This is a genomic window from Thiocapsa sp., from assembly GCF_035467215.1.
Taxonomy (GTDB): domain Bacteria; phylum Pseudomonadota; class Gammaproteobacteria; order Chromatiales; family Chromatiaceae; genus Thiocapsa.
In genome coordinates this window covers 1-17,706 of the sequence record NZ_DATITZ010000118.1, presented here as the reverse complement: position 1 = coordinate 17,706, position 17,706 = coordinate 1, and the positions used below count along the sequence as shown (strand labels likewise).

Here is a 17,706-nt window from a genome sequence, read left to right as displayed (position 1 = left end):
GAGGACGGGAAGGCGCGCGAATTCCATCAGGGCACGAGGATCGGCAACGACCCTCATTCGATGCCGGATATATGGCTGCAACGTTTCCTTCTGCCAAAAACAGCGGTTTCCCTCTTGCATCGCGGGGCGGACCATATATGGGTGAGCGGCTTTCGATGCTGAGGTCCTCACCCTCGATGTAGCTCTCCGTGCCATCCTGGCGTCCGAGCGAGAAGCGGGGGAGTATCAGCTCCAGCGCGGCGCCCGGATCGCGGGCGCGGCCGTCGGTCTCGAGGCTCAGCCGGCCGTCGCCCCGTGCACGATAGTCCAGAAAGTCGACCTGGAGCGGGGTAGCGTCGATCCGCACCCGGCTGCCGGGCGCGAGCGTTTCGTGGCGAAGGATGAGGTCGGCATCGATCCGCCCTTCGCTGCGGACCCGCACGCCGTGCTCGCGCGGCAGGAAATTGTCCAGGAAACCGAGCTGGGTGACGCGTCCGTCGAGCGTGAGCCGACCCTGCATGGCCCGGTTGGGCTTGTTCGCGGCATCCAGCCAGTCGGTGAAGCGGGCTTTCTTGATGTTCAATAGTGTGCGCAGTCGCTCGTTGCGGGCATCCCCGGCGGCGTGCAGCTCGACGCGGGTGCCGGAGAGGTCGAGCGCGCTGCCGTCCAGGCGCAGGTTCCGCAGCTCAAGGTCGAGGCTCAGGCCGCCCTCGACCGAGGTCTCGAAGAGCTCGCCGCCGATATCCTCGCCCGTGAGGTGCAGCGTGCCGCTGGCCTGCTGCGCGTCGAGTCGGAGCAGGCCCTGGCTCATGGCGCTGCCGCCGCGGAATCGAAAAGGTGCCTGTTCCGGAAGATAGCGGTTGAGCACGCCGACATCCGGCATCCGAGCGCCGTCCCACCGCAAGGTCACGCGGGCGGCATCGGTCGAGAGATCGGCCAAGGTTTGGCCGGACGGCGCGGGGGTCTCGATCTCCAGTGCGATGCGGGCCGAGTCGAGCAGGGGGCGGGGCTCATCACGATGCCGGAGGCGGGCCTCGTTGAAACGGGTCTCCAGCCTCAGTGTCTCGCCCGCGTCGCCTTGCAGCCAACGGGCGTCGAGTGCGCCGGTGCCGCCGATCTCGAAGTCCAGGATGCGGGCGCCCAGCGTGCCTGCCTCGACGGTCAGACGGCTTCCACCGGCGGGTTTGCTGTCGACGATGTTCAGCTCGGTGAGCAGGGCGCCGCTGCCGTCGAGCCTGATGCCGCGGCCACCCAAGGTGTGGCCCAGAAAGGCGTCGAAGAATCCGAGGTGGTTGACCTCGCCCGAGAGTCGGAGCCGCCCGTCGACGGGGAGCGGATCCGGGAGGCGATCCATGGCCCGCAAGTCGGCGATGGGGCGCGTGAGCCTGAACTTGGCCTCGTCGAGGCTGAATCGGGTGACCAAGGGGGCCGACTGCTGCGGTTGCGGGTCGGCGATCGCCTCCAGGTGCAGTTGGGTGCCGGTGAGGTCCAGTGTCTGATCGGCCGGGTTCAGCGCGTTGATGCGCAGATCGAGGTTGAGCTTGCCCTCGACGTCGGTCTCGAGCAGGGTGAGTCGGATGTCGTCGCCATGCAGATCGAGCGCGCCATGCAGCCGGCTGTCCTCCCAGGTGAGGACGGCATCGAGCCCGGCCTGCCCGCCGCGCACGGTTACCGGGCTGCCCGGCGGGAGATAGCGCGAGAAGACGGCGATATCCGGGACGACGGCCGATGTCCACGTGAGCGAGGTCTGCTCGGGCAGGTCCGGGGGTTGGAGGAGGTCGGCCCCGGCGATGCGAGCCTCCAGGCGAAACGTTCGGCTGTCGAGGAAGCGCGTGTCCTCGCTTTGGTCGCGCATCTCCACGCCGGTGAGGTCGACGGCGAGGACCGTCTCGGTTTCGCCAGCCGCGTTGGAGACCACCCCAAGCTCGACGCGGCCGGCGCCGGCGAGTCGATAGAGGGTGTCGTCGCCGACCAGTCGCGGTGCGCCATTGGCATCCGCGCCCGGCTCTGCGCCGGGATGCAGCGTTACGCCGAGCGAGGGGGAGTCCAGCCGCAGCCGGCTGCCGGGCTTGAGCTGGCCCCGATCGATCGACAGCGCGGCCGTGAGGTCGCCATGTCCGGACAGGCCCAGCCAGGGGATCTCACGCAGATAATCGTTGAAGAGATCCCAGGCATCGGCCTTCGCCGAAAGGGTTAGATCGCCGGAGATGAAACGCAGGATCTGCGCGCCGGGGTTTTCGGCGAGTGTGAGCGGCGCGAGCTGCAGGCGCGCGGCAATCGCCAGATCGCGCGACAAGACCGCCTCTCCGCGCAGCACGCTGGCCTTATCCAGGTCGAAATGCAGGCTCTGGATGTCGATCTGATCACCGCGTAACGCGGCACCTTCGAGCGCCAGATCGCCGTCGCCCTCCAGTCGGTAATCCCCGAAACGCAGCGAGCGAATGCCCTCGGCATCGAGCCTCAGAACCCGCAGCTCTCGGCGCAGGAGCGCGGGCAGATCCAGTTGCGCGGACGCCTGATACAGGTTGAGGGCCACGGGCCAGTGCGGATCATCGCGCTCGATGCGCAAGGCGCGGAGCCGGAGCTGTCCGCTCGGGCGAAGACGCGCCGACTCCCAAGCGACCGTCGCGCACGAGGTCGGCGGTGTGCTCCAGCCATTGATAAAAGTCCTTTTCGTAGAGTGGCGTCGACATGGGCGGGTCATCGGCAGAACGGGACAAGACTCAAGCGTAAACCAGTCTCCGCGCTTGACGCCGCTCGATCACAGCGCCTAGCCTTGACCCAGCTCCAATGTCCGCCGATGGCCGAGGTCGAGACCTTGACGAAACCCGTGCCGCTTGTCCCCTGTACGCCGCAACACCTCCGTCACGAGGCCGGCCGATGAGCATCGTCGCCGTCGTCGGCAACAAAGGCGGCACGGGCAAGACCACCTTGTCCTTGAATCTCGCCGCTGGTCTGGCGCGGCGAGGATCGGTCGTCATCGTCGATGCCGATCCGCAGCAGTCCGCCTATCAATGGCGCCTCATCGGGGATGAAAACATGGCGCTGCCCGCCGTGGTGGCTGCGGCCTTCGGGCTCGAGAAAACGGTCCAGGCCCTTCGCGATGTCCATGACCACGTCGTCATTGATTGTCCCCCGTCCATCAAGGCACCGCAGACCGAGCACGCCCTGCGGATGGCCGACCATGCGCTGATCCCGCTCCAACCCTCGCCGATGGACCTCTGGGCAACCAGTCATCTCGCCCGCATCATCGAGGCGATTCGCCCCGTAAACCCGCGCCTGCGCGCCCTGATCGTGATGAGCCAGATAGAGCCGCGCACGACCCTCTCGCGCCTGATGCCCGATGCCGTCGCGGAGCTGGATCTGCCGGTCGCCCGAACCTCCCTGCAGCGCCGCTCCATCCATCGTCTCTGTGTGCTCGAGGGGCGCAGCGTCTTCCAAGCAGGCCGTCGCGGTGCCGCCGCGGCGGCCGAGATCAACGACCTGATCGCGGAGATCTTCGACCATGACGACCCCGACCAAAACCACGCGTAACACCGCCCGCACCGAACGCCGCTTGGTGGATTCCATCCGTAAGGCCAAGAGCGACACGGGCCAACCGGGTGATGCCGAGCCGGCAGGCGCGCAAGCCTCCGTGGCTGCGACGGCATCGGCCCCGGCGAGGCGCGCAAAGGCGACCGGGGCGGGTGCTGCCGCGCGGCCGGTTGCGCCCAAGCGTGCGGCTTCCGCGGCTGCCGCTGAATCATCGGTGGGGGGGTATCAGAGTCGGCGGAGGGTTTGGCCGGATTGAACGGCGGGTCTTTCTGGTCAAGGTGTCCGAGATAAATCGAGCACCGAATCCGATCGTCGTTGTTGTCGATTACGACAACGACTGACGTAGCAAGGGTATTCTCTCGCCGCGCTGTTTGACTTGTTGTTGAACCTTTTGCCCCCTTTCTTGGGGGCGGCACGGTCCCCGGGATTCTCGCTTTGGGGTCGACCCCCTCACCTGTCATGGCAGCCGAAGAAGACGACTTCAAGTCGTCGATCCCGGGGTGTCGCCGCTTCGCGACGATTGTCGGCGTGCGCCGAGCGGCTCGCGCAACGTAAAAAATGATCCTGAACCGCGTCTCTCCGTCGTGATCGAGTGAGCGCGAGGCTCGGCCCAACGCCAACCGACACATCAACCGCCGGACGCGGTTCAGTAGCGGACGCGATTCAGTGGACCGTGCAGACCATGCAGGGGTCGAAGGAACGCACGATGTGTTGCACGGCGATCGGTGTGGTCTCGCCCGGTCGGACCTCCGCCCCGACCAGTGCTTGCTCCAGGGCACCGGGGATGCCGGCGGCGTCGCGCGGGGAGAAATTCCAGGTGGTCGGGGCGATGATCTGATAGTTGAGGATTCGGCCGCGACGGATCGCGAGCCAGTGACCCAGGCTGCCGCGGGCCGCCTCGACCAGTCCCACGCCGCTCGCCTCGTCCGGGATTGCGGTCTGCACGCAGAACGGCTCGCCCGGCGCGATCGCCTTGATCCAGTCCTCCATCGCCATCAGGACCCGCGCGATCTCGAGCAGTCGCGCGATGACGCGGTTGCGCACATTTCCGCCGGATTCCGCCACCAGGTCGCGGAGCAGAGGATGGCCGTCGATGAGCTGACGGGCCAGTGCGCCGACCTCGATCACCTCGCCGGCGAGTCGCGGGGCCTTGCACCAGCTGTAGGCGTGCGCTTTCTCGGCATCCGGGATGGTGACGCCGTCGGCGGGATGCAGCGGACCTCCTCCGGCCATCCAACTGTGGCTCAAGTCTTCGGCGATCACTGCAAAATCCAAAGGCTGCGGACCCTTGTCGGCCCAGAGACCGGATCGGAAAAGGCGGGTGCCCCCGCTCGGGTAAGACCCGTAGCTCATGAAGCGGTCGGTCGCGCGCCCCAGACCTGCCAAGCCCAGGTCGTCGGAGATCTGCAGGAAGCGGCGCAGATCGCCTCGGCCCGGGTCGCGCGCAGCCCAAGCGTCGAGTGCGCGGGCGCTGTCCAGTGCGACGAGTGTCTCCAAGGTATCGCCGAAGGTCTCGCGCTCCAGAAAGCGTCTGAAGGCACCGAGGATGGCGAGCAGGCGGATGCGCTCCTGCGCCTGCACCGGCTTGGCGGTCCCGCCGGGTTGCAGACTTAGGCTGTGCGGCCATTTGCCGGCGAGCAGACCCATCAGATGCATGAAGTGCGCGCGCGCGGGCAGAACCACGCACGCCGCCGTGCCCCTCAGTGCCCGAAAGCGCGTCTCGCTGTCCGCATACCAGGGCCGGTCGGCATAGACGGGTCGAGCGAAGTCCGGCATGAAGAACAGATAAAAGTGGGTCAGATGGTCGGCCAGGTTCTCGCAGGCGAGGACCAGATTGGCGGCCAGCTCGCCGTTCGGCGGCATAGCCACCCCGGCCGCATCGGCCAGCGCATAGGCCGCGGCCATGGACTGAGAGACCGAGCAGATCCCGCAGATCCGCGGTGCGATCACGAGTGTGTCGCGCGGGTCCTTGCCCTGGAGGATCTGCTCGAATCCGCGATACAGGGGCGAGTTGACGCGGGCCTCGCGCACGCGCCCCTCAGCGACCTCGAGCTCGACCTCCAGGTCGCCCTCGACACGATTGAATGGCCCCAATGTGAGACTGGTCAAGGTCTCACCGGAACTTCGTCGGCCGGATGGTCGGCGGTACGGCGATATGGTCCGACACCGCGTTCTTGCGCAGTCGCTCCGGTGTCGCGGCCTTGGCCAGCGAGGAGAGTGCGACGAACCACGCCTTCGGCATGTCGGTCGGCAGGCCGATCGGGATGCCGGCGAGGCTGGGTGTCTCCTGAAAGGCGTGGCCCGGCTCCTCGAACTCGGGCGAGGTGCAGTTGATGCAGGCATAGCCGCCGCGCGTGCAGGAGCCGGAGCCGTTCCAGAGCCGGGTGTTGCAGTCGTCATGGGCCTGGGTGCCGAGACAGCCCAGATGCTCCATGAGACACCCGAGATCGGACGGTGCGCGGGCGCTTGCCTTGTACTCGTAGAACGCGTTGCGCGGGCATCCGTGGTGGACCAGTTGATCCGCGTACATCCGGGGGCGGGCGTAGGCATCCAGGTCCTGGGTCGTGAGTCCCTCCAAGGTGATCGCCATGAGTGTCTCTGTGACCCAGTCGGGATGGGTCGGACAGCCGGCGACATTGATCACCGGAAGACCGGCCCCGGAGCGAAAGTCGGTGCCGAGCAGACCGCCGGGGTAGGTGCCCTCGAACTGGAGTCCGCAGGCGTCCGTGGGGTTCGAGCCGCCGGCGGTGATGCCCCCGAAGGCGGCACAGGTGCCGATCGCGAGGCAGTAGTGTGCGCGGTTCGCCAGACGACGCACCCAGTCGATCATGGGTGTTCGGGTGCCGGCGAAGCGGTGAAAGGCGCCTGTGCCGTTCGGCCCGCGCAGGAGCGCGCCCTCGATGCAGAGCAGGTCGAGCGGTAGGTCGCCCGTCTCGACGCGGGCGAGCAGGTCGAGCACCTCGCCGCCGCTCGCCTCGCTCAGGGACGGATGCCAGAGGATGCGGATCCCGGCGCCGGCGAGTGTCTCGAACAGGTTCGGTGCCTCGGCGCCGAGCAGCGAGAGCGTGCAGCCGCCGCAGCCGCCGGACTGGAGCCACAGCAGGTTCATTGTGAACCGCGTCCGGTGTCGCGTATGAAGCCGTCGGGGATTGCGTCGCGCCATGGACTCGGGATGCCTCGGCGGTGACGCGGTTCAGTGATTTTAAGGGGCACCTTGGTTGGTGACGTGTCGGAAATAAGTTGAGCACCGAATCCAATCGTTGTCGTTGTCGCTTTCGTAATCGAAAACGACAACGATGACCGCAGCAAAGGTATTCCCCGGTCGAGTGCTTTACGTGTTGCTGAACCGTACATTGGGAACTTTTCCGGATCTAGGTCCAAGGCTCAGCGGCAGCTCCAGCCGGAATTCGGCGCCGCCATCCGGGTGATTCTCGGCGGTCAGGCTGCCCCCGTGATCGGCGACGATGCCGTAGCTGATGGAGAGTCCCAGGCCGGTCCCTTGGCCGACGGGTTTGGTCGTGAAAAAGGGGTCGAAGATGCGGCTGAGGTCCTGCTCGTCGATGCCGGGGACGTTGTCTCGGACACTCAGCCAGACGGTGGTCGCATCCTGCCCGGCGCTGATCGACAGTCGCGGTGGCTGCGCAGCGTCGCGCATCGCATCGAGTGCGTTTTGGACCAGGTTCATGAGCACCTGATGGATCTGTCCGGGATGTCCCTGAATTCTCAGCGTGTCCGGTAGGTCGAGCGTCGTTTCGATCTCCCCGCGCTCGCCCTTGGTGACCCAATGCACCGCCGTGCGGATCAGGTGGACCAGATCGAATCGGGTGGATTCGCCCTGCTGGCCGGAGGAGAAGCAGCGCAGATCCTGCGCCAAGTCGCGGACGCGCTCGGCGCCTTCGAGCGTGCCCTTGATGAGCGGATCGAGATCCGCCAGCAGCCGCTCGATGCGCAGCTCAGCCTTGAGCGCCAGCAGCTCGGCAGAGGGATCGGAGGCGTCGACCGCGGCGCAATAGCGCAGCAGCCGCTCGCGTTAGCGCGCGAGTGCATGCGCGTTGCCGTAGACGAAACTGATGGGGTTGTTCAACTCGTGCGCGACGCCGGCGACGAGCCGGCCGAGCGAGGCCATCTTCTCGGATTTGACCAGGCGGCCTTGGGCGCGCTTGAGATCATCGTGCTCTTGGGCGAGGTCGCGATAGGCGCGGCGCAGCTCGCCGACCGGCCGGCCGATCAAGACCATGCCGACCAGACGCCCGCGATGGTCGTAACGCGAGGTGCAGTTCACCGCGAGCGGGATCTCCTCGGCCACGCCCTTGATCGCGAGCTCGCAGTCGTGGATGGCCTCGGCGCGAATCTGTTGCGCGAAGGTGCTGGCCATGGGCAGACAGTGCTCGGCGAGCAGTGCCAGGAAGGGCCGCCCGCGCAGATCGGCCTCGCTCCAGCCCGTCAAGGTTTCCAGCGCGCGGTTGACCTGCTGGATGCGGCCCTGGACGTCGCAGACGATCAGGACATCCGTCATGGAGGCCAGCACGCTCGCGATGAAGCGTTGGGCATCCTCCAGTGCGCTGTTCTTCTCTTCGAGCTCGCTCTGATGCCGGACCAGATCCGCGTAGGTCTCGTCCATCTTGCGGATGAAGTGGATCCAGGTCGCCTCCGCCGTGGGCTCGGGGCAATCGTCGTTCTTGAGCATGCCGACGGGGCGAGGATCGGCTTGGATGGATGCGCGCGTCATGTCGGGTTGTCCGCTGCGAGGTCGCGGACAAGCATTGGCGATTTTGCGCGGCGGATGCCCTGAATCCCCTCCGGTTTGAAGGCATCGGGTTGCAGGGCGGTCATCCGGAACCGGTTGTCGGCGATCGATCGCGCATCGCGAGAGCGCTTACCGTCGCACGCCGGCTAATTCGCGCGGCGGATCCTCGCGTGCGGTTTTTCTTGCTTCGGGTCAGGCATAGGCCGGGGCAAACGCGGCGGCCGGATCCGACACGGGGCCTGTTTCGGACCAATAGGGCGAGAGGTTACGCAGCTTGGCGACGATCGGCGGCACGGCCTCGATCACGCGGTCGATCTCTTCCATGCGGTTGTAGCGCGAGAGCGAGAAGCGCGTGGTCCCGTGGGCTGCGGTAAAGGGGATCCCCATCGCACGCATGACGTGGGAGGGTTCGAGCGAGCCGGAGGTGCAGGCGGAGCCGCTCGAGGCCGCGATGCCGAGCTTGTTGAGCAGCAGCAGGATCGCCTCGCCCTCGATGTATTCGAAGGCGATGTTGCTGGTGTTGGGCAATCGGTTGGTCGGATCGCCCGTCACGAAGCAGTTGGGGACGGCCGCGAGGATGCCTTGCTCGAGTCGATCGCGCATGGCTCGGACCCTGATCTTCTCGTCGTCCATGTGCTCCATCGCCATCTCGCACGCCTTGCCGAGCCCGACGATCGAGGCGCTGTTCTCTGTTCCTGCACGCCGGCCGCGTTCCTGATGACCGCCGCGCAGCAGGGGGCGGAAGCGCGTGTTGCGCCGCAGATAAAGCACGCCGATGCCCTTGGGCGCGTGCAGCTTGTGTCCGGAGACCGAGAGCATGTCGATCGCGGTGTCCTTCAGATCGATGGGGAGCTTGCCGACCGCTTGGACCGCATCCGTATGAAAGAGCACGCCGGCCGACTTCGCCAGCTCCGCCATCTCCTGGACGGGGAAGAGGGTGCCGGATTCATTGTTGGCCCACATCACCGAGACGATCGCGACGCGGTCCGAGAGCAGGTCCATGTACTGCTGGATATCGAGCCGGCCCTTGCCGTCGACCGGGAGGTAATGGACCTTGTAGCCCTCGGTCTCCAGGTGCTGACAGAGCGCGAGGATCGCCGGATGCTCCACGACCGTGGTGATGATCTCTTTGCGCTCCGGCTGGGCCTTGATGGCCGAGAGAATCGCAGTGGAGTCCGATTCGGTCCCGCAGGAGGTGAAGACGATCTCCGAGTCCTGCCCCGCCCCGAGCAATGCCTGGACCTGCTGCCGCGCCTGCTTGATGGCGTGGCCGACCCGGTTGCCGTAGGCATGGATCGAGGAGGCGTTGCCGAACTGCTCGGTGAAGAAGGGCAGCATGGCCTCGACCACCTCGGGCGCGACCATGGTGGTGGCGTTGTTGTCGAGATAAATGCCTTGGGTGTCGGGTGGAGTGGTCATTGGACGATGGCCTCGTGAGATGTAGGGTTCGAGCTTCCAGCCTCCAGCTTCCAGCCTACGGCCTCCAGCGAATGGCTGCGCTGTTGCGCTGACCTTTAACGGTCATCGATTATCCTTTTGCTGGCGGCTGGCGGCTGGCGGCTGGCGGCTGGCGGCTGGCGGCTGGCGGCTCCTAAGCGCTCTTGCGCATCGCCTTCGCCGGCAGCACCCGCACGAACTCGCCGAGATCCTCGACGATACGCTGCTGGATTCCGTCGAGCGTCGTCGACGCCATCTGACAGCCGACACAGGCGCCGGTCATGTTCACGTAGACGTTCTTTCCGTCGACATCGATCAGCTCCACATCGCCGTGGTCGCGCTGCAGGTTCGTGCGGATCGCCTCGATCGACCGCTCGATGCGGCGGATCCGTTCCAGGTTGCCGAGCTTGCGCCCGCCCCCCGAGGGTGCAGCCTCCGGCGCTATCGCATAGGGGTCGAACGCCTTGCCCTGCTCGGCGAGGACGCGGGTCAGGATGGCCTCGACCCCTTCGTGACAGGCCGAGCAGCCGCCGCCCGCTTTAGTGTAATTGGCGACCTCTTCGACGGTGGAGAGACCGTTGGAGCGGATGGTGTTTTCGATCAGGACCGAATCGACCGCGAAACATTTGCACACCAGGGCGCCTTCCTTGTGGTCGTCCTTCCATTCCTCGCCGCGATAGTTTGCGATCGCCGCCTGCAGCGCCTCGCGACCCATCACCGAGCAGTGCATCTTCTCGGCCGGCAGTCCGTCGAGATAGTCGGCGATGTCCTGATTCGTGACCTCGAGTGCCTCGTTGAGCGTCATGCCCTTGATGATCTCGGTCAACGCGGAGCTCGAGGCGATGGCCGAGCCGCAGCCGAAGGTCTGGAAGCCGGCATCGAGGATCACCTCGCTTTGCGGATCGACCTTGAGGGTCAGGCGCAGGGCATCGCCGCAGGACAGGGAGCCGACGTCACCCGTCGCATTGGCATCCGCGACAGCGCCCGCATTGCGGGGATTGAAGAAGTGCTCCTGAACCTTTTCCGAGTAATCCCACATGGCGTGTCTCCGGTTGGCGTTGCGATGAGCGGGTGAGTCGGGACGCAGGCTCAGGCCGTGGCTTGAGTCTTGCGTCTGTGTTGGCGACTCATTCAGCAAACCGTGTGCCACGCTGGAAATTTCAGCGATCTTATTGATTTGCTTATTTTGAGAGCGTTCCGTTGTCCGTCGATGTCGGCTCTCGAACGACATCCGCGTGCGGCGGGTCGTGAATCCCACAACACATGTCAGCAACAGGAGTCTTTGATGGATCTCAGTGAACTGGAGCTTGGTCAGTTGGGCCCGGGCGACCTGGTCTACGCCGCCGCGGACATCTACAACGACGGCGGTATCCCGGATCTCGCCGAGGATGCCTTGATCGCGGCCGCCGGGACCCGTGGTGTCATTCTCAACATCGGACACCTCGAAGAGGACCCCGAGCGGGAGCTCTATCTGGTGCGGTTCGAAGGGGAGGATGCCGAGCTCGGGCCGCCGGCGGGCTGTTGGCCCGAGGAGCTCAGCACGGTGTCGCAGCGCGTGCCGGCCGAGGCGGGCTGAGCGCAGCGCGGTCTTGGGCGCGGTTGGTGCGAGCTCAGCCCTCGAGCTCGACCGCTGTGACGAATCCGGGCGGCTTGATTGCAAGCACGGAACAGTCCACCTGCTGCAGGATGGCCTCGGCCGTGTTGCCCATCAGCAAGCCGGGGATGCCGCCACGACCGACCGTGCCCATCACGACAAGATCGGCGCCGAGCTTGCGTGCGAGCGTCGGGATCTTGCGTCTTGCCTCTCCGCGCAGAAGGTGTGTTTTCGGTTTCAGAAAGTCCATTGCGTCCGCCCCCAAGATGCCGGTGACGTGCTGCAGAAGTGCCTCCAGGCAGGACGCATGACGATCCCGGACCTGGTCGACATAGGCGGCGACGTCCGCTTCAGGAGTGCCGGCGACGGTCCCGCGGAGGAGGATCTCGCCGATCGCGTCCCAGATATGGACGACATGCAGATCGGCAAATTCCGACAGTGCCAGAGACCCTGCGATCTCCAGGATTCGGAGGTTCATCGCGTGGCTCATCTCCTCCGGTCGGAGGCAGTCGTCCACATCGACTGCCGCCAGAATCCGTCGAAAGGACCCTGATCTCCTGCACTTGATGGCCCAAACCGGACAGGGACATTGGCGCAGCAGGTTCATGTCGTCGCTGCCGAGCAACCGGCCGAACCAACCCGCATCCTCCGGCGGCCGGATCACCAGATCATGTTTGCTGCGCAGGACCTCGCGAATGATCTCGAGGTAGGGTGTTCCGGTCAGGATCTTGACCCGGATGTCGAGCCGCGGCCCGTAGGGTTTGATCAAAGACTCCAGTCGACGCACGCGCTCCTCTGTCGCTGCAGCCTGAAGGTCCTCTGCGGTTGTGCTGTCGTCGCGAAGGCGGAATCCGGCGCTCACGCGCGGAATGACGTCGACGACGGCCAGGTCGGCCTGATTGTTCTCGGCCAGCAGGACCGCGCGCTCGAAGGCGGATCGGCACCCTTTCTCGGGATCCGCGACGAAGAGGATGTTTCTGAAGCGTTTCATCTCAGACTCCTGTTCGGCTCATGGTGCGGTGCGGCACCTTAGACGGTTGAATCATCCCGGGTGAGTGGGAATGCGCAGATCGACCTGCGTCGTGGTATCCGCCGGAAGGTCGCGGATGACCGGCTCGAGCGTACTCTGTTGCGTGTCGGGGCTGGGGCGACTGTAGGTGACTGCAGGGGCAACTTAAGTCGCCCCTTGTGCCTATGCAGGTCCCTGGACTTCAAGATGTTTCGGTCGTCACCGGCTTGAGTCGATGATAGCCCTTCTCAAGCGGACGGCGAGATCCGTGTGGTCGGTAAAGACCCCGTCGACGCGCTGGTCGACGAGGACGAAGTGCAGTAGCGCCTCGAAGTCCCGGAAGCCCTCGGGGAGTGCGTCGCGGCGAAGGGTGTAGGGGTGGACCAGGAGTCCGGCGGCATGGGCGTCGGCGACCAGACGCGTGGTGCGATGGGCGCCGGTGTCGTCCAGGCCCTGATGGATCTGGCCGATCCAGGGGCCGATGCCGCGGGCATACTCGGCGACGGCTGTCAGCCCCTCGGGGGTGCGCATCCGCTCGAAGTCGACCGGCAGATCCGGCGACCAGTCGCTCTCGCCGATCAGTTGGATCAAGGGGATCCGCGTGCCGTTCTCCGAGTGCAGGCGTTTGAGCGTGTCGGGCTCGAAACACTGGATGTAGATGTCATCCTCCGGGCCACGATAGCCGGCTCGATCCAGCGTGCGCATCAGGACGGGCACCGGATCCTGTCCCTCGGCGATGTGCCATGCCGGGTGTTTCAACTCCACGTAGATTCCCGCGATCCGCCCGGTCGATCGGTTCAGACCGTGGATCAGGCTCAGCTCCTCCTCGAGGGTGTGGATTCGGAACAGGTCGGCCTCGGGCGGAAACCGCGCGGGAAAGACCGGTTGGCCGGTGGCGGGATCCAGCCGTTCGTGCAGGCGCAGACTGCGGATCTCGGCCAGGCTGAAATCGATCGCGTACCAGCGCCCGTCGGCACGCGCGCGGTCGGGGAAGCGCCGAGCGACATCGGTAACGCCTTCCAGATACAGATCATGAAGGACGATCGCCTGACCATCGCGGGTGAGAACCACATCCTGCTCCAGAAAGTCCGCACCCATTGCGTGCGCCATCGCCTTGGCCGCCAGGGTGTGTTCGGGCAGGTATGCGGAGGCGCCGCGGTGGGCGATGATGATCGGCGCACGTGCCGGGTCCGGCTCGGTGTTGAACGTGGCGGCTGGGGTCGGTGTCATCGCGATGGCCATCGGCAAGAGGAAACGGAGGATTCGGCGCAGCATCGGGTCGGTCTCCGGCAGTGGTGCGTGCCGGCGAGACTCGGCGTCTTGACCGTCGCGGAAGGTGGCGGCTAACCTCGTTTCGGCAGGCATTCTTCGCAACCGCGGCCTTCTTGGTACGTGGCGCAGAGCGCCACGGGGCATGCGTGACACTGCGGAGCGGGCGTCACGGTGCCTTCGCCCTTCAGGATTGCCTTTCCGATGGTCGTCACGCCCTACGGGATCGCCGGCGTGGTGGCCTTGGCGCTGCGCATCCTGTTGGTCGGGCGGCGGGATCTCGGGCTTGGGGTCGATCTACACGGATAACGCAGGAGGGCCGCCGATCAGTGTGGCTCGATGAATCCATCGGCATCCCTCGGGATTGCGCCAAGAGGCTTCAGCAATGAGTGGTTGTTGCGACAACAATTGTTCCATCGACGCCTTGCGTGAACGGCAACGCGGAACGCTGTACATGGTGCTCCGCATCAATGCCGTCATGTTCTTCGTCATCGCGGCGGGCGCGCTTTACGGCAACTCGACGGCGCTGCTGGCCGACAGCCTCGACAATCTCGGCGACGCCTTGACCTATGGTCTGAGCCTATACGCCGTTTCCAGGGGCGCGGTCGTCAAGGCGAAGGTCGCGCTCTTCAAGGGCGCTCTGATCTTCCTGGCCGCGTGCGTCGTGGCAGCCCAGATTGCCTACAAGCTGGTGGTGCCGAGCGTCCCTCTCTTTGAGGTGATGGGCCTGTTTAGTCTTCTCGGCCTCGCCGCAAACTCGCTCTGTCTGTACCTGCTTTGGCGGCATCGCCACGACGACGTGAATATGAGCTCCGTGTGGGAGTGCTCGCGAAACGACATCGCATCGAATCTGTCCGTGTTTGTCGCGGCCGGTGTTGTCTGGGTGACCGGTTCGGGCTGGGCCGATCTCGTCGTCGCACTCGGACTCGTCTGGCTTTTGTTTCGCTCCGCGTTTCGAGTCATCTCGTCGGCCATGGCAGAGCTGCGCGGGGCAGCCTAAACCGCGCCCGCCACGGTATGCGATTTTTTGGCTGAAATCAGCCCCGGCAGACTCGACGATTGTTGGAGTTGGCGCGGTTTAGGATTATCTACTCGGCGTTTGCGACAAAGCTCAGGACATTGCCGTTGATGCAGTAGCGCTTTCCCGACGGCGGCGGACCGTCGTCGAAGACGTGGCCCAAGTGAATGCCCGAGCTTGCACTGCGGACTTCGACCCGACGCATACCGTGCGTAGTGTCCTCGTGCAGTGTGATCGCGCCTTCGACCGGGTTGAAGAAGCTCGGCCAGCCGGTGCCGCTCTCGAATTTGGTGTCGCTGCGGAAGAGGGGTGCGCCGGTGATGGGATCCACGAACACCCCCGGGCGTTTCTCGTCGAGATGCGAGCCCGTGAACGCCGGTTCCGTGCCCTGCTCGAAGGCGATGCGCTGTTGCTCGGGTGTGAGGACCTGAAAGCCGAGCCATGTCCAGAAACGGTCTTTGTCGCCCTTGTAGCCGGTGTATCGCGAGACCTCCTTTACCCCCTCGAAGAGCACGATGGTCGGCGTAGCGAACAAGGTCTTCTCCAGCGTCCAGCCCTCGGGCGGGTTGGGGTTGAGTGTCGCCGCGATGGGGACCTCGGACTGCCAGCCGTCCAGCACCTCGGCGCGGAAGCGTTCGCAGAATGGACAGTCCTGTGCCTCGAACATGATCAACTGCCGATCGAAATCGAGTTGATCCCCGGTCAGAGGGGTCGGTGTCGCCTTGGCGGGCTCGCCTGGAAAAGCCACGCCCGTGCCGCCGAGTCCGCAATAGCCGTTCGGGTTCTTCTCCAGATAGTCCTGGTGATACTCCTCGCCGCGATTGTAATGACGCAGCGGTGCGATCTCCGTGGTGATGGGGCCGTAGCCGGCCTCGGTCAGCGCCTGCTGATAGCTTGCGCGGCTCCTCTTTGCCACCGCGTCCTGGGCGTCGCTGACCGTATAGATGGCGCTGCGATAATTGCTGCCCACGTCGTTGCCCTGACGATCGCCCTGTGTGGGGTCGTGATTCTCCCAGAATCGCTTCAGGACGGTCTCGAGGCTCACTCGGTCGGGGTCGAAGCTCACCTTAATGACCTCGGCATGGTTGCGCAGATCGCTCTTGCCGCGCAGGCGTCTCTGCTCCGTCCCCAGCACATCCTCGTAGCCTACGGTCTCCACATCGCCGCCGGCATAGCCCGCTTCGACATCGACGACGCCGGGGATCTCGGACATCCGCTTCTCGGCACCCCAGAAGCAACCCATGCCGAGCACGATCGACTCCGTACCCGCGAGGGCGGTCAAGGGCAGGGTCATCAGGATGCCGGCCCACAGGATTCGTTTCACTGACTTCATTCTCTTATTCTCGATGGAGTGTCGGGTCTGGGGGTTAGACCGCGCTCGACACGGAATTCTTTCAGGAGCGAGCGATTTGGCTCAATGTGCGACTCTCCGGATCGTCGGAGCTGACGACAAAGCTCGGCCGGCGCGTCTCGTCCGGCCGGTGCTCAGGCGGCGTCGGCGCCGTCGATTGCGAAGCGCACCTGGACATCGCGGGGCTTCGCGAAGTGTGGTGCGGAGGTGACCAGGAGCCTTGCGCCGGCGCGGACATAGTCCTCGGCGCTGCCGGCATGGACCCCGCCGGCAGCGGCCACCAAGGCCGTCGAGCCCGCGGCGGTCAGTGCCGCGACGACCTCGGCAACGCCGTCGGGCGCGAACTTCTCCAATTGCAGGACATCGCAATCGGCCCGGGCGAGGGCCTCCGCGTGCGTGCTCACCTCGACCACGACGCGCTTCTCCGGACACTCTCGACGCAGCCGCGCAATCGTTTCCGTCGGCTCGTTCCGATCGAGAAACAACCGATGCTCGGCAAAGACCAGGAGCGTCTCCGACAGGCCGAGACGATGCATCACCGCCCCGCCGGCGCGGAACGCCTTGGTCGTCAGCCGGCGCGTGCCGGGGGTGTTCTTGCGCGTTCCAGCCACCATGGCGTGCGGGTCCGCACGCCGGGCGCTCGCCACGATCTCGGCTGCACTGCTCGCCACCCCGGAGGACCATTCCATCAGGGTCTGGGCGGTCTTGCATGCGCGGTGGAGCGCCCCGGCGCTTCCGGTTGCTTCAAGCAGCAAGGTCCCCGGTGCGGCCGTGGTCCCGGACGGGACCCGAGCTTTGGCCGGCGCGCCGCAGAGTGCAAAGAGACGGGCTGCCTCTTCGCTGCAGCAGACGGTCATGGGGTCGCGAGCGAAAAACCGGATCGTTCCCAGCCGGGCATCGATCCCGAGTGACTCGGTGGTGAGATCGCCGAAACGCACATCCTCGTCGAGCAGCTGTTGCAGGGCGTGATCGTCGAGAGCACGAGGCAGGGTGTTGGTCATGAGGGTCTTCCTTCGAATCGAATCCTGGCAGGTTATCGGTGGATTGCGCGGGGCGCGGAATCATGACGCAGTCTCCGGCTCAATCACCGAGCAGGGCGACGGCCTTGATCTGCGCCCACATCGCCTTGCCGCGGGCCACACCGAGCTGATCCAGCGAGCGGCGGGTGATGCGGGCGATCAGCGGCGTGCCGCCGGCATCCAGGCGCACCAGGCAATGGCCCGGTGTGTCGGCGTCGGCGATCTCGGCGACGGTGGCGGGCAGCAGGTTGGCGATGCTGGTACCGGTAGCGCGCTCCAGTGTCAGGCTCACGTCGCGGGCATGAACCCGCAGGCGCAGGCGGTGGCCGATCGCCTCCTTGCGCCGAGCGACGACGACGTTGCCGCCGGGAAAGTCCAGGCGCGACAGGTGATAGTTGTCGTCGTGGGACGCGACCACGGCATCGATGACGACGCCGGCATCCTCGGAGAAGGCCGTCGGCAAATCGAGCCGTGCCAGTGTCTCCTTGAGCGGGCCGCTCGCGAGCACGCGGCCGCCGTCCATCACCACCAGATGATCGGCCAGGCGCGCGACCTCGTCCGGGGCGTGGCTGACGTAGAGCACCGGGATGGCCAGCTCGTCGTGTAGACGCTCCAGGTAGGGCAGGATCTCCTGCTTGCGCTTGAGGTCCAGCGCTGCCAGCGGCTCATCCATCAACAGCAGGCGCGGCCGGACCGCCAGCGCCCGTGCAATGCCCACGCGCTGGCGCTCGCCGCCCGACAGGCCATCG

Annotated in this window: 16 protein-coding genes; 4 read left to right on the top strand and 12 right to left on the bottom strand. The window is 65.7% G+C overall.

The genetic code is table 11. From position 1 onward, the window contains the following. On the bottom strand, positions 1 to 2,515 hold a 2,515-nt coding region (locus VLR48_RS06825), incomplete at its 3' end, for a hypothetical protein (protein ID WP_325291054.1). Positions 2,516 to 2,859: 344 nt separating this feature from the next. Here VLR48_RS06825 and parA point away from each other — a divergent pair. Continuing rightward, positions 2,860 to 3,513: a ParA family partition ATPase gene (gene parA / locus VLR48_RS06820; protein WP_325291053.1), complete on the top strand. Its 654-nt coding sequence runs from the start codon at positions 2,860 to 2,862 to the stop codon at positions 3,511 to 3,513. A 663-nt stretch (positions 3,514 to 4,176) separates the two neighbouring features. On the opposite strand, the gene VLR48_RS06815 is transcribed toward parA, so the two are convergent. The 6 genes from VLR48_RS06815 to nifU form a co-directional block, all read right to left on the bottom strand. After that, the gene (locus VLR48_RS06815; RefSeq protein WP_325291052.1) at positions 4,177 to 5,622 is read right to left on the bottom strand and encodes a nickel-dependent hydrogenase large subunit; all 1,446 of its coding nucleotides are present in this window, start codon (positions 5,620 to 5,622) and stop codon (positions 4,177 to 4,179) included. 4 nt (positions 5,623 to 5,626) lie between these two features. Then, positions 5,627 to 6,622 (bottom strand): HupU protein, encoded by a 996-nt coding sequence (locus VLR48_RS06810; RefSeq protein WP_325291051.1) that lies wholly within the window; start codon positions 6,620 to 6,622, stop codon positions 5,627 to 5,629. A 222-nt stretch (positions 6,623 to 6,844) separates the two neighbouring features. Continuing rightward, the gene (locus tag VLR48_RS06805) at positions 6,845 to 7,387 is read right to left on the bottom strand and encodes a sensor histidine kinase (RefSeq protein WP_325291050.1); all 543 of its coding nucleotides are present in this window, start codon (positions 7,385 to 7,387) and stop codon (positions 6,845 to 6,847) included. 156 nt (positions 7,388 to 7,543) lie between these two features. Then, positions 7,544 to 8,242 (bottom strand): PAS domain S-box protein, encoded by a 699-nt coding sequence (locus tag VLR48_RS06800; protein ID WP_325291049.1) that lies wholly within the window; start codon positions 8,240 to 8,242, stop codon positions 7,544 to 7,546. Between the two features lie 210 nt (positions 8,243 to 8,452). Further along, positions 8,453 to 9,679 carry a cysteine desulfurase NifS gene (gene nifS / locus VLR48_RS06795; RefSeq protein WP_325291048.1) on the bottom strand — a complete coding sequence of 409 codons (1,227 nt, stop codon included), beginning with the start codon at positions 9,677 to 9,679 and terminating at the stop codon, positions 8,453 to 8,455. A 172-nt stretch (positions 9,680 to 9,851) separates the two neighbouring features. Beyond that, positions 9,852 to 10,736 carry a Fe-S cluster assembly protein NifU gene (gene nifU / locus VLR48_RS06790; protein ID WP_325291047.1) on the bottom strand — a complete coding sequence of 295 codons (885 nt, stop codon included), beginning with the start codon at positions 10,734 to 10,736 and terminating at the stop codon, positions 9,852 to 9,854. A 246-nt stretch (positions 10,737 to 10,982) separates the two neighbouring features. On the opposite strand from nifU, the gene VLR48_RS06785 reads away from it, so the two are divergent. Next, complete coding sequence (locus VLR48_RS06785; RefSeq protein ID WP_325291046.1) at positions 10,983 to 11,273, top strand: nitrogen fixation protein NifZ; 291 nt, start codon at positions 10,983 to 10,985, stop codon at positions 11,271 to 11,273. 34 nt (positions 11,274 to 11,307) lie between these two features. Here VLR48_RS06785 and VLR48_RS06780 read toward each other — a convergent pair whose 3' ends face one another. Both VLR48_RS06780 and glpQ read right to left on the bottom strand, forming a co-directional pair. Continuing rightward, positions 11,308 to 12,282 carry a universal stress protein gene (locus VLR48_RS06780; RefSeq protein ID WP_325291045.1) on the bottom strand — a complete coding sequence of 325 codons (975 nt, stop codon included), beginning with the start codon at positions 12,280 to 12,282 and terminating at the stop codon, positions 11,308 to 11,310. Positions 12,283 to 12,519: 237 nt separating this feature from the next. Next, positions 12,520 to 13,575 (bottom strand): glycerophosphodiester phosphodiesterase, encoded by a 1,056-nt coding sequence (gene glpQ, locus VLR48_RS06775; protein WP_325291044.1) that lies wholly within the window; start codon positions 13,573 to 13,575, stop codon positions 12,520 to 12,522. A 168-nt stretch (positions 13,576 to 13,743) separates the two neighbouring features. Here glpQ and VLR48_RS06770 point away from each other — a divergent pair, with 168 nt between their 5' ends. Together VLR48_RS06770 and VLR48_RS06765 are read left to right on the top strand one after the other, a co-directional pair. Continuing rightward, positions 13,744 to 13,878, top strand: coding sequence for a hypothetical protein (locus tag VLR48_RS06770; protein ID WP_325291043.1), 135 nt, complete (start codon positions 13,744 to 13,746; stop codon positions 13,876 to 13,878). A 55-nt stretch (positions 13,879 to 13,933) separates the two neighbouring features. Next, the gene (locus VLR48_RS06765) at positions 13,934 to 14,569 is read left to right on the top strand and encodes a cation transporter (RefSeq protein ID WP_325291042.1); all 636 of its coding nucleotides are present in this window, start codon (positions 13,934 to 13,936) and stop codon (positions 14,567 to 14,569) included. Positions 14,570 to 14,657: 88 nt separating this feature from the next. Here VLR48_RS06765 and msrA read toward each other — a convergent pair whose 3' ends face one another. From msrA to modC, 3 genes are all read right to left on the bottom strand, one after another. Beyond that, complete coding sequence (gene msrA, locus VLR48_RS06760) at positions 14,658 to 15,920, bottom strand: peptide-methionine (S)-S-oxide reductase MsrA (protein ID WP_325291041.1); 1,263 nt, start codon at positions 15,918 to 15,920, stop codon at positions 14,658 to 14,660. A 152-nt stretch (positions 15,921 to 16,072) separates the two neighbouring features. Continuing rightward, positions 16,073 to 16,939 carry a ModD protein gene (modD, locus tag VLR48_RS06755; protein WP_325291040.1) on the bottom strand — a complete coding sequence of 289 codons (867 nt, stop codon included), beginning with the start codon at positions 16,937 to 16,939 and terminating at the stop codon, positions 16,073 to 16,075. Positions 16,940 to 17,018: 79 nt separating this feature from the next. Then, positions 17,019 to 17,706 (bottom strand): molybdenum ABC transporter ATP-binding protein (modC, locus tag VLR48_RS06750; RefSeq protein WP_325291039.1); only part of this gene is annotated, 688 nt, incomplete at its 5' end.

Bases quoted from the DNA above. Each gene is read 5' to 3' on its own strand.
- parA (WP_325291053.1), top strand. From the start codon at position 2,860: ATGAGCATCGTCGCCGTCGTCGGCAACAAAGGCGGCACGGGCAAGACC.
- VLR48_RS06810 (WP_325291051.1), bottom strand. From the start codon at position 6,622: ATGAACCTGCTGTGGCTCCAGTCCGGCGGCTGCGGCGGCTGCACGCTC.
- VLR48_RS06800 (WP_325291049.1), bottom strand. From the start codon at position 8,242: ATGACGCGCGCATCCATCCAAGCCGATCCTCGCCCCGTCGGCATGCTC.
- nifS (WP_325291048.1), bottom strand. From the start codon at position 9,679: ATGACCACTCCACCCGACACCCAAGGCATTTATCTCGACAACAACGCC.
- nifU (WP_325291047.1), bottom strand. From the start codon at position 10,736: ATGTGGGATTACTCGGAAAAGGTTCAGGAGCACTTCTTCAATCCCCGC.
- VLR48_RS06785 (WP_325291046.1), top strand. From the start codon at position 10,983: ATGGATCTCAGTGAACTGGAGCTTGGTCAGTTGGGCCCGGGCGACCTG.
- VLR48_RS06780 (WP_325291045.1), bottom strand. From the start codon at position 12,282: ATGAAACGCTTCAGAAACATCCTCTTCGTCGCGGATCCCGAGAAAGGG.
- glpQ (WP_325291044.1), bottom strand. From the start codon at position 13,575: ATGCTGCGCCGAATCCTCCGTTTCCTCTTGCCGATGGCCATCGCGATG.
- msrA (WP_325291041.1), bottom strand. From the start codon at position 15,920: ATGAAGTCAGTGAAACGAATCCTGTGGGCCGGCATCCTGATGACCCTG.
- modD (WP_325291040.1), bottom strand. From the start codon at position 16,939: ATGACCAACACCCTGCCTCGTGCTCTCGACGATCACGCCCTGCAACAG.